The following is a 14,694-nucleotide window of genomic DNA, read 5'->3' as shown; positions in this document are numbered from 1 at the left end:
CCCCCTTCGGCAGCATCACGCTACCGAAGGGGGCGAGTCATTTCTGTGCGCCCTGCGCCTTGCGCTCCAGCAGTGCGCGCTCCCGATCGTTGCCGGCGAGCGCCGCCGCGGTGGCGAACTCGCTGCGAGCCTCCTCCTCGCGACCGAGTCGACGCAGCAGCTCTCCCCGAGTGGCCGGCAGCAGATGGTAGCCGCGCAGCGCCCCGGAACTCGCCAGCTCGTCGATGATGCGCAGCGCGGAGGCAGGGCCGGTTGCCATCGCGACGGCCGCCGCTCGATTGAGCTCCACCACCGGTGACGGGGAGATGCGGCCCAGCGCCTCGTACAGCAGGACGATCCGATCCCAGTCCGTCTCGTCGACCGACGCCGCCACGGCATGACACTCCGCGATCGCCGCCTGCAGGCAGTACGTCCCCCGGCCGCGGCCGAGCGCATCGGCGGTGGCGAGAGAAGCCCGACCCCGCGCGATACGACCCCGGTCCCAGCGCCTGCGATCCTGATCGGCCAGCAGCACGGGGTCTCCATGTCTGTCCACCCGCGCGGCGAACCGGGCCGCCGTGAGCTCCATCAGGGACAGCAGACCGTGCGCCTCGGGTTCCTGCGGCATGAGAGCGGCGAGCACCCGGCCGAGGCGGATGGCCTCGTCGCTCAGCTCAGGACGCATCCATTCAGGCCCACTGCTCGCGGCGTGCGCCTCGTTGAAGATCAGATACAGCACCCCGAGGATCGCACCGATGCGCTGAGCCCGCTCCTCACGGGGCGGCACTTCGAACGGAGCGTTCGCGGCGGCGAGCGTCTTCTTCGCGCGGACGATGCGCTGCTGCACGGTCGCCGTCGGCACCAGGAACGCACGGGCGATCTCCTCACTCGACAGCCCGCCGACGACACGCAGCGTCAGAGCGACCTGAGCCTCCTTGGCGAGCACCGGGTGGCAGGAGATGAAGATCAGTCGCAGCACGTCGTCATCCACGGCATCCGGATCCCACAGCAGGTCGCCGCCCTCCGCCTGTTCCCGCTCCAGGTCATGCGCGAGCAGGGCCACCCTGTCGTCGAGTCGTTCCTGGCGGCGCCACCGGTCGATGGCCTTGCGCTTCGCGACCGCCGTCAGCCACGCCCCGGCGTTACGCGGAACACCCTCGACCGGCCACTGCTGCAACGCATCGATCAACGCTTCCTGGGCCAGGTCCTCCGCGAGCCCGAAGTCACCCACCATCCGGGTGAGCGCGCCGACGATACGCGCCGACTCGATGCGCCACACCGCGGCGACGGCGCGCTCCGCCGACCCGGGATCGGGTGCCGAGCGCGCCGTCTCGCTGTGCACGGGAGGCGTCATCGCTGCTCGTCCGTCACTGCTGCGCGCGCTGCTCTGCGTCCTCGCGCCAGCCCGCTTCCTTCTGGATCCACTCGTTGTCGGCGGGGAAGTCCTCGACGCCGGTCACGCGACGCACCTCGAGGTACGACCCTCGTCCGAGAGGAGCACGGCTCGCCCACTCCGCTGCCTCTTCGCGCGTGGGGACCTCGATGATCCAGAAGCCGTTGAAGAGCTCTTTGGTCTCGCCGTAGGGGCCGTCGGTGATCAGCGGCTTCTCGGCGCTGAAGTCGACGACGAAGCCCTCGGCTGCGTCGGTCAGTCCCTCACCGGCCACGAGCACACCGGCCTTGATCATGGATTCGTTGTACTTGCCCATGGCCTCGATGACCTGGTCGAAGGGCATCTCCTTGTACGCCTCCACGGCCTCGTCGGTCGCGCGCATGATGAGCATGAACTTCATGGTGTTCTCCTTGTTCGATGGGCCGTCTCTCGACCCTCTCATCTAGGACGTCGAACGGGAACGCCGCGGATCGACATCGTTCCGGAATTCTCTCCGAGAAATTCTGTCCGAGCGACGGAGAAGCTCTGGTCTCGGGAAGTCAGGCGCGACGGGACGGGCGCGTGGCGGCTTCGGCGATCACTGCCGTGAGGGCGTCGAGCGAGCGCTGCGGGCTCCACGCGGCCGCGACCGACGGCGCTTCGGCGCTCAGAGCCGCAAGTCGATCGGGGTCTGTGAGCAGTGCGCGGATCGCCTGTCCCAGCGCCTCGACGTCACCGCTCGGCACCAGAACGCCACCGCCCAGTTCCAGGACATCGCGGATACCGTACCGGGCGTCGTAGGACACCACCGGGGCACCGTGCAGGAGCGCCTCGACGATCGACAGCGGCTGTCCCTCGAAGGCGGTCGCGGTGACGATCATCGCGGCTCGATCGAGAACGGTTCCCGGTGAATCCGTGTAACCGGCGAGGAGCACACGATCTCCCGCATCGAGCTCCGCGATCAACGCGCGCAGCCGCTCCTCCTCCGGGCCGCCGCCCCAGATCTCCATGCGGGTACCAGGCACGTCGGCCGCGAGGAAGGCGCGGATCGCGTGATCGACGCGCTTTCCGGGGGCGAGGCGCCCCAGCACGACCACGAGGCCCTCCTCGCGCAGGTCGTCGCTACGGTCAACCGGAGCGATGGGGTTCGGCACCAGGACGTGTCGAGCCGATGCACCGAAGCGCGACACGACGTCATCTCGCTGCGTGGCGGTCGGCCAGATCACGGCGTCGAACCGGTCGGCCAGCCGGAACCACCGTGTCCAGAGCGTGTTCATCGGGGCATCAGGCGTGTACGGCGCCTCCACGTGCATGGTGTGGATCGTGTGCAGGATGCGCACGCGCGGGTCGGACCAGTCCGCGAAGAGCTCGCCGAGCTGCCTGGACTCGCAGATCACGATGATCCGACGGTCGCCGAAGGCCGCGGTCACGTGGTCGAGCCAGGCCCGATAGAGGCCGCGGAAGCCGTGCAGCGCTCCCGTCACCTGGCCCGCGGCGTCGTAGACGAGCACGGGCTCCTCGCTCAGATGCCAGTCCGGGTTGCCCGGGATCACCGGCAGCGCCGCGAACGATCGCCCCTCGGCATCCGTGAGCACCCGGTACTCCACATCGGGATCGGCGCTCACCGCGGGATCGGCGGCTGTCCGCAGCCAATCGGCCGCTCCCCCGCCGGAAGCCGTGGCCTCGTCGAACAGGTTGCGCATCCGCGAGGAGTCGACGAGCGCACCCTGCTCCACGAACGTCTGCCGGTGCGCGGCATGGTCGGCCGCGGTTCCCGGGTCGAACGTGAGCAGCTGCGGGCCCGATCCGTCGGCCACACCGGCGCTCGCGAGCTGGCGGGCACGGGCCAGCGTCGCGATCGTGTATCCGCCGTCCATACCGGGGATGAGCCGACTGGACAGCACCAGATACTCGGCGTCGGGAAGTGCCGGCGCCGCGTCGGGGAGCATCGTGCTCCCTACTCCCACTCGATCGTCCCCGGCGGCTTCGACGTGACGTCGAGCACGACGCGGTTGACGTCGCGGACGCCGTTCGTGATGCGGTTGGAGATCTTCGACAGCACGTCGTACGGCAGGCGCGTCCAGTCGGCCGTCATGGCGTCTTCACTCGACACCGGGCGCAGCACGATCGGGTGACCGTAGGTGCGACCGTCACCCTGCACGCCCACCGAGCGCACGTCGGCCAGGAGCACGACCGGGCACTGCCAGATCTCCTGGTCGAGGCCGGCCTTGGTCAGCTCCTCGCGGGCGATGGCGTCGGCCTCACGCAGAATCTCGAGACGGTCAGCGGTGACCTCACCGATGATCCGGATGCCGAGACCGGGCCCCGGAAACGGCTGGCGTCCGACGATCGCCTCGGGGATGCCCAGCTCGCGGCCGATCGCACGCACCTCGTCCTTGAACAGGGCGCGCAGCGGCTCGATCAGCTCGAAGTCGAGGTCGTCGGGAAGACCGCCCACGTTGTGGTGCGACTTGATGTTCGCGGTGCCCGCACCGCCGCCGGACTCGACGACGTCGGGGTAGAGCGTGCCCTGCACGAGGAACTTCACCGGAGCACCGCCCGAGGCCTTGGCTTCGGCCACCAGGTCGAGCTGCACCTTCTCGAACGCGCGGATGAACTCGCGGCCGATGATCTTGCGCTTCTCCTCGGGGTCGGTCACACCCTGGAGGTGACCGAGGAACGTGTCGGCTGCATCGACCGTGATGAGGCGCACACCGGTGGATTCGACGTAGTCCTTCTCGACCTGCTCGCGCTCGCCCTTGCGGAGAAGCCCGTGGTCGACGAAGACGGCCGTGAGCTGGTCGCCGATGGCCTTGTGCACAAGAGCGGTCGAGACCGCGGAATCGACGCCACCGGAGAGCGCGGAGATGACGCGGGCGTCACCCACCTGCTCCCGGATGCGCTCGATCTGCTCGGCGATCACGTTGCCGCTGTTCCAGTCCGAGGCGAGTCCGGCACCCTTGTGGAGGAAGTTCTCCAGCACACGCTGGCCATGGTCGGAGTGCTTGACCTCGGGGTGCCACTGCACACCGTAGAAACCGCGCTCGGGGTTCGCGAATGCGGCGACCTTGGTCGCTTCCGTCGTCGCGAGCACCTCGAAGCCGTCGGGGGCCTTGGCCACCTGGTCGCCGTGGCTCATCCAGACGTTCTGCTGCACCGGCTGGCCGCCGAGCAGCGTGCCGCCGTCGCCCGTGATGACGGCGTCCGTCGCGCCGTACTCGCGCAGACCGGTGTTCGCGACCTCGCCGCCCAGTGTCTGGGCCATGTACTGGAAGCCGTAGCAGATGCCGAGAGTCGGGACACCGAGATCGAAGACCGCGGGGTCGAGCTTGGGGGCACCCTCCTCGTACACCGACGACGGTCCGCCGGAGAGGATGATCGCGACCGGGTTCTTCGCTGCGATCTCCTCTGCCGTGGCGGTGTGCGGCACGATCTCGCTGTACACACCCGCCTCACGGACGCGACGGGCGATCAGCTGCGCGTACTGCGCGCCGAAGTCGACGACGAGCGCAGGACGCTGCTGGGTCTCGGACTGTTCGGTCAACGGACACCTTCCGGGGCGGGGGCGGAGGCCTCGGCGGCCTCCCTGGTGGCGAGATAGGTCTTGACTTCACGGGCGACGACCGCCTCCATGAAGAACGACAGCAGCGGCACGACGCCGCCGAGCGCGAGGAGGATGAAGCGCGGGAAGCGCCAGCGCATCAGGCTCCACATGCGGAAGCACGCGAAGAGGTACACGACATAGAACCAGCCGTGCGCCACGAGGATGAACAGCGACAGGTTGAAGCCGTCACCCAGAGACGTCATCTCGCAGGAGTTCGTCATGGGGGCGAACAGCGACCACCACTGGCAGTCGGGACCGGCGAGCACGCCGGCGAACCAGAGCGGACCTCCGGAGCCGCCCATGAAGAGCTCGAGGTGGATCGGCGTGTACTTCAGCACCATCTCGGTCAACAGCAGGAGCAGCATGACACCTGTGATGATCGACGCGATCTGGTAGAACTTCAGCGCACCGCGGATCGCCGGAAAGCTGGCGACTTTCGGTTCGGGCATGCGTCCAGTCTAGCCGCCGGGAAATCGTGACGAATCCGGCAGCGGCGTCCGGGAGAGGGCGATGCATCGGTCAGGAATCGAGAAGCGGCCGGAAGGTCACGGTCGTAGCGTCTTCGACATGAACACGACCATCGATTCCCTCACCCTCGACGTCCCGGATGTGGACGCCGCCCGCTCCTTCTACGCGGAGGCGTTCGACCTGGGCGACCGCCTGCGGTTCCGCGCCGCGGATGCCCCCTCCTCCGGCTTCCGCGGCTACACGCTGTCGCTCGTCGTCTCGCAGCCCGCGAACGTGCACGCGCTCGTCGATGCGGCCGTCGCCGCGGGGGCCACCGTGATCAAGCCCGTATCGAAGTCGCTCTGGGGCGTCGGCGGCACGATTCAGGCACCCGACGGTGCCATCTGGAAGGTCGCCACCTCGGCGAAGAAGGACACCGCTCCCCCGAGCCGCACGGTCGACGAGATCATCCTCCTGCTCGGCGCAGGCGATGTGGTCGCCTCGAAGACCTTCTACGTGGAGCGCGGCATCCCGGTCGACAAGAGCTTCGGTCGCAGCTACGTGCAGTTCGACACCGGATCCGGCTCGATCGGCCTCGGCCTGTACCGGCACGCGTCACTCGCCAAGGATGCGGGCGTTCCGGCAGATGGCTCCGGCTCGCACCGGATCACGGTCAACGGCGTGCTCGGTGCGGCCGTCGATCCCGACGGCTTCGTCTGGGCTCCCGTCGCGGTGAGCGCCTAGGCGACGCGTTCACCACCCGTGATGGCGAGCGCGCTCCTCGACGGCCTCTACGAGCCGATCGGCGTAGTCCAGTCCGTCGTCGTCCGCTAGGAGGTCGGCGCGCGCGGCCACGAAGGCGGCGGAGACCCCGCCGCGGATTCGCTCGACGGCATCCCGTGCCGCCTGCGCCTCGACTCCGAGCATTTTGGCCGCTTTCAACCAGTGCGTCATCCCAATGCGTGCCATCACGCGCTCGCCTCCGATGGACACCGCAGAGGGCATCGGCTGATCCCCTCGGTAGAGCGCGTTGCTTCCGAGGTCGTAGAGAGGCGCCAACCTCATCTGCGTCCCCGAATGGATGACGGAGTAATTCTTGGCATGTGCATCGGTGTTCGCCGCGGCGCAGGTGAAGACGAGCGCTTCGAACAGCTCGTTCGCCGCGCGCCGCTGCTCGGACGGGGCGAACGCCCGCACCACCCGAGCGAACTTCTCCAGCCCGGGGCCACCGTCGGATTGGTACTTGAGCGCGGGGTCGACGCTCAGTGCCTGCGCGAAATCCTCCTGATGGAGCCGGTGGAGCCGATCACCGGCTTGGACACGGTCATAGCGCTTCGCGACGAAGACGAAGTCGCCGCGGTCCGTGACCATGAGCCCGTGGTCGGCGACCCGCAACCCCAGACGACGCCCAGCTCTCATGGTCAGAAACTCGTTGACGTCGTGACGGCCACCACGCGCTGCGGGCTTCAGGATGTGGGTGGTCGGCGTCGAATCCCGCGGAACACCCCATTGGCCGTCGTCTGAACGGTACAGCGCAAGCTTCGGCTGCGCACCGGCGAGGCTCCAACGGAACTCGTCGTACCTCTCGGACCAATTCCCTGCGGAATCGACCACGGAGGCGACGAGTTCGCCGAGGTCGTCGATGTAATGCACGTCACCCGTGCGCGCCGCAGCGTCGTCGGACGCTTCGCCCGGAGGCAACAGCTGGAGCGCACCGGCCGTATCACGTCCGACATGGCGGAGGAGACCCATCGGGTTCCGGGGACTCGTGTGATGCGCAGCAGCGATGGCCTCCAGAGTTGCGGGGTTGTCGCTCAGCAACCCCTGCAGGAACGGTCGTGCCACCCGGTTGCCGTACTCCGCACCGGCCACGAGTGGCATCGAGATCGAGAGTGGCGTCGCCACGGGCGACAGATCGTCGTCATACGCGAAGCTGATCGCGCCATGCGCATTCTGAGTGAACAGGCCGGTGCGCTGACCATCGACGAACGCGACCAGATCGCCCTGCGCAGAGGATGCGGCGTTCATCTCCCGCCCTCCTCCTCGCTCCACAAGGCACTGAGATCGAACGAGGAATCGCCTTTTGCGTGCTCCTGGACGTTCAGCTGCAGTCCGAGAGACTCCACCACATGCAGAACCCGGCGAAGCGTCGGGTTGTCGAGGCGCCCAGTCTCCAGCTTCACCAACCAAGGCCTATCGACGTCCGCCCGCTCAGCAAGCTCCGTCTGACTCCAGCCTCGACGCAGACGCGCGCTTCTCAGAACGGCCCCGAGCTGTCGCGCTGAGTGGAATGGTTGACTCTCCATGACACCTCCATGCTGTGTGTTTAAAAACACTATCGCCTATGTGTCGTAAAAGTAACACTTGGCTTAGTGCGTTTGAACACACTTCTCGGCCTGTGGTCTGGAACACACAATCGGGCGAGGAGACGACGAAGGCCGCCGGGATCACTCCCGACGGCCTTCGCCTGTGTCATCCGGTCAGAACCACCGGGTCAGCAGCTCCCAGAGCCAGTCGAGGATCGCACCGATGATCCCGCCTGCCCGGTTGACGGTGACCGTCGCGGTCGCCGCGTCCCCGTCCGCCTGCGATGCGGCGACGGTGTACTTGCCGGACGGAGCGCTCTTCGGCACGGTGACCGACGTGCTGAAGGTGCCGTCTGCGCCGACCTGGACGGTGCCGACCTGCACCGGCTTGCCCTTCTTCGGACGCAGTTCGATGCTCACGGTCTCGCCGGGCACGTAGCCGGCGCCGGTGACCTTGAGGTTCTTGCCCGCGGTCACCTTGGACGAGCCGAGGGCGATCGTGCCGGCGAACGCCTCTTCGCCCGCGATCGTGAACGGCACCTGCACCGTGGTTCCGGTACCGGCGACGGCCACCGTGAGCACCTGCTCACCGAAGACACCGGACGGGACCGTGAAGGTCAGGCTGGCGCGCCCGCCCTCGTCGGTGGTGTCGACGACCGCGGGGTCGACCGCACCGGCTGCGAGCTGCGTGCCACCGAGCGACAGCGTCACCTCGCCCGGAGCCGGCTCACCGGCGCTGAACGCCAGCGAGGAGAGCGACACGGTCACCTGGTCGCCGGCGCTGTAGCCGTCGGCATCCGCCGGGCTGACCGCCACGCCGACCGCGCGCTGGGCGTAGTCGGGGCTCGCGGTCTTGTTCGCGTCGAACCAGTCGACCATGGACTGCAGGTCGACCTTGCCGGTGTCGCGCTTACCCGTGCCCTCCTTGAAGGTGAAGAAGTTGTCTCCACCAGCCGCGAGGAACGAGTTGGCTGCGACCGTGTAGTTCGCAGCCGGGTCGAGCGCCGCACCGTTGAGCGTGATCGAGGTGATCCGCGAACCCTGCGCCGCGGCGGGGTCGTAGGTGTAGACCAGCCCCTTCGAGACGCCGAGCTTCAGGAACGGACGAGCCGAACCGGCCGGCTGCCACTGCTCCTCGAGAACACCCTTCAGCTGCGCACCCGTGAGCGTAAGCGTCACCAGCGTGTTGGCGAACGGCTGGACCGTCGCCGCCTCGCGGTAGGTGACATTGCCCGCCGGATCGTTCGCGCCCGCCGAGGCGTACGTGAGGTTGGCGCGGATGCCGCCGGGGTTCATGATCGCGACATCGGCACCTGTGGACCACTTCTGCACGTCGGCCACGAAGTTGCCGATGGTGGACTCGCCACCGCGGTTCTCCGACCCGTTCGTCTGACGTGCGCGGTTGAAGTCGGCGGTGATGTCTCCGACCTTGATCGCACCCAGCACATCGGCCTCGGCCTTCGCCTGGTCGACGATCGCCTGCACCTCGGGCACGGCCGGGTACAGCGGCTTGCCCGCAGCGGTGAGGGGCTTGATCTCGTTGGTGATCGAGATCAGGTCCTTCGTCTTCGGGTCGACCTTGATGTTCATCAGGCCCAGGTTCTCGCCGTACTGCCCCGCGGAGACGACCGGGCGGCCGTCGATCACGTGGTTGTAGGCCAGGTGGGTGTGCGCCGACACGATCGCGTCCACATCGTCATCGACCCCGTAGACGATCTCGCCGAGAGGCGAGTCCGGGGTGATGCTGGACACGGCGGTGCTGGATGCGCCCTCGTGCACGAGCAGGATGACGACATCCGCCTCACCGTTGGACTCGTCGCCGTCGCGCAGGTCGTCGGCCACCGCGTTCACGGAGTCGACGATGCTGCGGACCTCGAGGTCCTTGATGCCCTCGGGCGAGACGAGCGAATCGAGGTCTTCGGTGACCGCCCCGACGAAACCGACTCGCACCCCGTCAAGCTCCTTCACCCATGCCGGTGCGAGCGCGGGCTCGCCGGTCTCGGTGACGAACACGTTCGAGGAGATGTACTCCCAGTCCGCGCGGTCCTGCACACGGTCGCGGAGGTCGGCCCAGCCCTGATCGAACTCGTGGTTGCCCGCCGCGCTGACGTCGAGGCCGGCCGCGTTGAGCGCGTCGATCGTGGGGTTGTCGTCGTTGATGAACGAGGTGAACGTCGATGCGCCGATCAGGTCACCGGCACCGGCGAAGATCGTGTTCGGGTTCGCCTCACGGAACTGCTTGACAGCCCCGGCCAGGACCGCTGCGCCGGCAGCGGCGCCGTCGGCCTCGATCCGACCGTGGAAGTCGTTCACGGTGACGACGTCGATGCTCACCGGCGGGATCTCCGAGGAGACGCCGACGATGATCGGGTCGTGGTCGCTGGAGCGGTAGGGCGTGCCCTGCTCGGTCGCGCCAAAGGCGTAGCCGCGGTCGCTCCACTCGGGCGAGTTGATGCCCCACACCCCGGCGCCGGTGATCGACGAGGCGAGTGACGGGGACGCGATCACGTGGTCGAGCGAGCCGAGCTCGCCGTCGAACGAGTACGTGTACTGGCCGGAGGCCTTGTCGGCGACGAGGTCGCTCCACCCGTTCGAGGTGAACACGTCGATCGGGTCTTCCTTGCCGTAGGCGTTGAAGTCGCCGATCAGCAGCATGTCGCCACTGCCGGTGGTCTCCTCGAGCTGAGCGGTGAAGGCGAGGATCGCGTTCGCCTGCTTCACGCGGTCGGCGTTGAAGAAGCCCTGGCCGTCGGCCGGCTCGGCGCCTGCGCCCTCGGGCGGCGACTTCGACTTCAGGTGGTTCGCGACGACCGTGACGACACGGCCGTCGATGTCGAACGCCTGCGCGATCGGCTCACGGGCGTTGCCCCACACGGTCTCATCGGTGACCGTGATGCTGTCGCCGACCCGCTTGACCGCGTCCTTCTTGTAGATGATCGCGTTGGTGATGAAGTCGGTCGTCGCCGCGTTGTTCAGGGCTGCGGGCGTGGGTACGTAGCCCCACACGTCGCTCCCGGCGTCGGCGTTGAGCCCGGCGACCAGGTCTTTGAGGGCCGTGTCGATGGGCTTGCCCAGCTTCACCGAGTTCTCGATCTCCATGAGCGAGACGATCTCGGCGTCGAGCCCGTTGATCGCCGCGACGATCTTGGACTTCTGGATCGCGAACTGCGCCGCGTTCGCCGCGCCTCGGGCGCTGGAGTTCTCGCTCTTCAACGTCGTGAAGTAGTTGTAGACGTTGAAGGACGCGACCTGGACGTCGCCGCCCACGGTCGGTGCACTCTCGGTGCGCGGGTTCGTCGCCTCGAAACCGACCTTGAGGTCGGCGGACGAGGAGTCGTCGATCGGGACGACCGGCTGCAGGCGCCAGTCGTTGAAGCCCCACTGCAGCACGTAGCCGTTGTCGCCGAAGTCGACGGTGTCGCCGTTGCGGACCACCGTGTCCTTCGTGAAGTACGGCTGCTGTCCCGGGTGACCGCTGTTGGTGACCTGGATCGACCAGCCGTCATCCAGCAGGATGCGGTTCGCGCGGTTCGCTGCGGCGATCGCGGCGGCCTGATCACCGGGTCGCGTGGTCTCGGTGCTCTTCACCGCGAGCGCGTCGCCGGCGTTGAGCCAGAGCGCTCCGAAGTTGAACAGCTGGTGGCTCGAAGCCAGGCGATAGGTGCCTTCCGGGGCCACGTACATGTTCTCGTACTGCTCACGGTCGGTGCCCTGCACCGTGGCGGGCAGCGGGGTGACGGCGGGAACTCCGACGCCGGCGGTGACGACCGAGACGTCGGCGGCTGCCGCCGGGTTGATCTGCGTCTGGCCGAAGTACTCGCTCACCGAACCCGTCACCGAGACGAGGTCGCCGATCGCGAGGGTCGGGGTCAGCGCGTTCAAGAAGACGAACACACCGTCGGACGCACCGGGAGTCGCATCGGTCGTGCCGCCGGACCCCTGTGTCTGGATCACGATGCCCTTGTACCCGCCGGTGCGGTAGTCGGCCGTGACGACGCCCTCGACCTGCACGGTCTGGCCGTTCAGCGGCGAGACGTCGGTGGTGCCCTGAACCTCGGCGATCGTCGCCTTCTTCGGATCGGTGCCGGGTCCGGGGCCGGGGTCGACGCCGCCCGAGTTCTGCGGCGTGATGGCGGCGGAGAGCGTGAAGTCGGCACTGTTGACGTCGGTGTCGACACCGCCGGTGCGGTTGAGCGACTTGACGTCGGTGTTGCCGGCGGGTGCGGTCGCCGCCGCACCCTCGAACGTGTTGGACGTGCCGTAGCCGAGCAGGTCGACGACGCCGTCGACGCCCACGACCGAGCCGGGAGTGAGACTCACCGCCGCCGTACCCTCGACGAGCGCGAGCGTGCCGTTGGTGCCGCTCGGGGTCAGAGCGCTGACGGCATCAGGGGTCGGAAGCTCCGCACCGTTCGCGCCGTTGCTGTTGCCCTGCACCAGGTAGTAACCGCCGGCGGGGATCACACCGGTGAGCGGAGCGACGCCGTTGAAGGCGGCCGACCCGGTGGCGGACCGGTACTGCAGCGACATCCCGTCGAGCGTGACCGGAGCCGAGGTGGGGTTGTAGAGCTCGACGAACTTGTGCTTGAAGGCCGCGCCCGCGCTGCCGCCGGAGAGGTAGGCCTCGTTGATCACCACCCCCGTGCCCGTGGTGTCGGCTGTGGCGGGAACCGCAGCCAGCGAGCCGAGGCTCAATGCGGCGACGCAGGTCACGGCGAGAGCGCCGATGCGCCCCCGACTTCTACGGTGCGAGACGGGAGCCACGCGGTTCTCGTCATCTGGAGCGGACATCATCGGTGCTGTCTCCTCGGTCGGGTTCGACACTTCTCAGGGCTGTCACGGCACACAGGGGAAACTCCCAGCGTGCTCACATGGTGCGAGCATACGGAGCGGTCCGGACATCCTCAACGGAGTTTTCCGATTCGTCATCGAGCGCTCACCGGATGGCCGGAAGCACCCCTGACGAAGGTCACTACCGACGCACGCGAGCACGCAATTGCGCACCGCTGGGCGCGCGGATGCGCGTCCGATCAGACGACTGCGCCTTCTCCGGCCCGGTCTTCGAACTCCTCGACCTCGCGCTCCCAGGCATCCTTCGCCAGTCGGTACCAGAGGTAGAACGCGAAACCGGCGAAGATGGCCCACTCGACGGCATAGAACACGTTGAGCCAGTTGACGGGAGAAAGCTCATCGGGCGCGGGGGACGAGATGTCGACCAGCCCGGCCGTCGCGGTCGTCGAGGCGAGGTACGGACGGTAGACGTCGAGCTCCTCGATGTCGTGCCAGCGGCTGAGGAGCGCGGCGGGTGACATGCGGTCCAGTCGCTGCGGGTCGGCGTGCGGAGGCACCCTGGGGCCCTCGTCCGAGATGATGCGCCCGGTGATCTCGACCTCGGAGCCGTCAGCGGCAGCCTCGAGCTCTTCGACAGCCGCCTCGGCCGACTCCGGATCCGGTGCCCAGCCGACCGCGACGGCGATCGAGGTCCGGTCGGCCACCCGCAGCTGGCCGGTGACCCAATACCCCTCGACATCGTCGTTGAAACGGCTCGCCACGACGATGAAGTCGCCGGGAACCCAGGTGCCCGCGGTCTGGACCCGCTGGCCCACGAGCGGTTCCGGCAGATACTCCCCCGGCTGGAGCACATCCTCGAGCTGCTGCACCTGCTCGGTGGCGCCAGGGGCCGGCGGATCGGTCTCGATCGCACGTTCCAGCTGCCACTGACCGAGCCAGGCGAACACCCCGGCCACCAGGAGGCAGAGCAGGAGCATGCCGATCCAGCGTCCCCTGAGCATGACCTCGCGGAGAGTCGGGGGGAAGAGTGCAGGAGTGGTCACGGTGACGCGCAGGACCCTCAGGCCTCGTAGGGCGCCAGCACGACCTCGACCCGCTGGAACTCCTTGAGGTCGGAGTACCCGGTGGTCGCCATCGACTTGCGCAGCGCGCCGATGAGGTTGGCGGTGCCGTCGGCGACGGGCGCCGGTCCGTACAGGATCTCCTCGAGCGTGCCGATGCCACCCACCTCGACGCGGTGCCCGCGCGGGAGCTTCGGGTGATGCGCTTCAGGTCCCCAGTGGAACCCGCGTCCCGGCGCATCGGTCGCACGAGCGAGCGCGACGCCGAGCATGACGGCGTCTGCGCCCATCGCGAGAGCCTTGACGATGTCGCCGGACGTGCCGACGCCACCGTCGGCGATCACGTGCACGTAGCGCCCACCGGACTCGTCGAGGTAGTCGCGGCGCGCAGCGGCGACGTCGGAGACCGCTGTCGCCATCGGGGCGTGGATGCCGAGGGTGGCCCGCGTCGTCGAGGCCGCTCCCCCGCCGAAGCCGACGAGCACGCCCGCAGCCCCCGTGCGCATCAGGTGGAGGGCTGCCGTGTAGGTCGCAGCTCCTCCCACGATGACCGGCACATCGAGGTCGTAGATGAACTTCTTGAGGTTCAGGGGCTCGGCAACGCTCGACACGTGCTCGGCAGAGACCGTGGTCCCCCGGATCACGAACAGGTCGACACCTGCGGCGGCGACGGTGTCGTAGAACTCCTGCGTGCGCTGCGGCGTGAGGGAGCCGGCCACGGTGACGCCGGCCTCGCGGACCTCGGCGAGGCGACGGGTGATGAGCTCGGGCTTGATCGGCTCCGAGTAGAGCTCCTGCATGCGGACCGTCGCCTTGGTGTCGTCGAGACCTGCGATCTCCGCCAGCAGCGGCACGGGGTTCTCGTAGCGTGTCCAGAGCCCCTCGAGGTCGAGCACTCCGAGGCCGCCGAGCTGGCCGAGCATGATCGCCGTCTGAGGGCTCACGACCGAGTCCATCGGCGCGCCCAGCACCGGGATCTCGAACCCGAAGGCGTCGATCGTCCAGGCGGTCGACACGTCCTCCGGGTTGCGCGTGCGCCGCGAGGGCACCACCGCGATGTCATCGAACGTGTACGCGCGACGTGCACGCTTTCCTCGGCCGAGCTCGATCTCCATGGTCACCCCTCCAGCCTAC

General features: G+C 68.1%; 11 protein-coding genes. 1 reads left to right on the top strand and 10 read right to left on the bottom strand.

Going from position 1 to position 14,694, the window contains the following annotated elements; translation table 11 throughout:
* Positions 1-37 precede the first annotated feature (37 nt).
* The 5 genes from ABRP18_RS05030 to ABRP18_RS05010 form a co-directional block, all read right to left on the bottom strand.
* Positions 38-1,333, bottom strand: a complete 1,296-nt coding sequence (locus ABRP18_RS05030) for an RNA polymerase sigma factor (RefSeq protein WP_061018580.1) — start codon at positions 1,331-1,333, stop codon at positions 38-40.
* Positions 1,334-1,346: 13 nt separating this feature from the next.
* Positions 1,347-1,772 (bottom strand): YciI family protein, encoded by a 426-nt coding sequence (locus ABRP18_RS05025; RefSeq protein ID WP_058632653.1) that lies wholly within the window; start codon positions 1,770-1,772, stop codon positions 1,347-1,349.
* Positions 1,773-1,911: 139 nt separating this feature from the next.
* Positions 1,912-3,300 carry a glycosyltransferase gene (locus ABRP18_RS05020; RefSeq protein WP_193762340.1) on the bottom strand — a complete coding sequence of 463 codons (1,389 nt, stop codon included), beginning with the start codon at positions 3,298-3,300 and terminating at the stop codon, positions 1,912-1,914.
* 8 nt (positions 3,301-3,308) lie between these two features.
* Positions 3,309-4,895: a glutamine-hydrolyzing GMP synthase gene (gene guaA / locus ABRP18_RS05015; protein ID WP_058632651.1), complete on the bottom strand. Its 1,587-nt coding sequence runs from the start codon at positions 4,893-4,895 to the stop codon at positions 3,309-3,311.
* Entirely contained in the window at positions 4,892-5,404 is a 513-nt protein-coding gene (locus ABRP18_RS05010; RefSeq protein WP_021198891.1) for a DUF3817 domain-containing protein, read from the bottom strand. The genes guaA and ABRP18_RS05010 overlap by 4 nt, the downstream gene beginning before the upstream one ends.
* Positions 5,405-5,522: 118 nt before the next feature.
* Between ABRP18_RS05010 and ABRP18_RS05005 the strand changes: the two genes are divergently transcribed.
* Positions 5,523-6,146 carry a glyoxalase gene (locus tag ABRP18_RS05005; RefSeq protein WP_349885644.1) on the top strand — a complete coding sequence of 208 codons (624 nt, stop codon included), beginning with the start codon at positions 5,523-5,525 and terminating at the stop codon, positions 6,144-6,146.
* Positions 6,147-6,155: 9 nt separating this feature from the next.
* Here ABRP18_RS05005 and ABRP18_RS05000 read toward each other — a convergent pair whose 3' ends face one another.
* From ABRP18_RS05000 to ABRP18_RS04980, 5 genes are all read right to left on the bottom strand, one after another.
* Complete coding sequence (locus ABRP18_RS05000) at positions 6,156-7,430, bottom strand: HipA domain-containing protein (RefSeq protein WP_349885643.1); 1,275 nt, start codon at positions 7,428-7,430, stop codon at positions 6,156-6,158.
* Positions 7,427-7,708: a helix-turn-helix domain-containing protein gene (locus ABRP18_RS04995; RefSeq protein ID WP_058632649.1), complete on the bottom strand. Its 282-nt coding sequence runs from the start codon at positions 7,706-7,708 to the stop codon at positions 7,427-7,429. The genes ABRP18_RS05000 and ABRP18_RS04995 overlap by 4 nt, the downstream gene beginning before the upstream one ends.
* A gap of 174 nt (positions 7,709-7,882) precedes the next feature.
* Complete coding sequence (locus ABRP18_RS04990; protein ID WP_349885642.1) at positions 7,883-12,502, bottom strand: ExeM/NucH family extracellular endonuclease; 4,620 nt, start codon at positions 12,500-12,502, stop codon at positions 7,883-7,885.
* Positions 12,503-12,738: 236 nt separating this feature from the next.
* Positions 12,739-13,500: an SURF1 family protein gene (locus ABRP18_RS04985; protein WP_046749044.1), complete on the bottom strand. Its 762-nt coding sequence runs from the start codon at positions 13,498-13,500 to the stop codon at positions 12,739-12,741.
* Between the two features lie 59 nt (positions 13,501-13,559).
* Positions 13,560-14,675 (bottom strand): GuaB3 family IMP dehydrogenase-related protein, encoded by a 1,116-nt coding sequence (locus ABRP18_RS04980; RefSeq protein ID WP_349885753.1) that lies wholly within the window; start codon positions 14,673-14,675, stop codon positions 13,560-13,562.
* Positions 14,676-14,694: the final 19 nt, after the last annotated feature.

This window comes from Microbacterium sp. WHRI 7836 (assembly GCF_040223885.2).
GTDB classification, from domain to species: Bacteria; Actinomycetota; Actinomycetes; order Actinomycetales; family Microbacteriaceae; genus Microbacterium; species Microbacterium oxydans.
The sequence above is the reverse complement of the archived record's forward strand: the minus strand, read 5'-3'. Positions and strand labels throughout refer to the sequence as shown.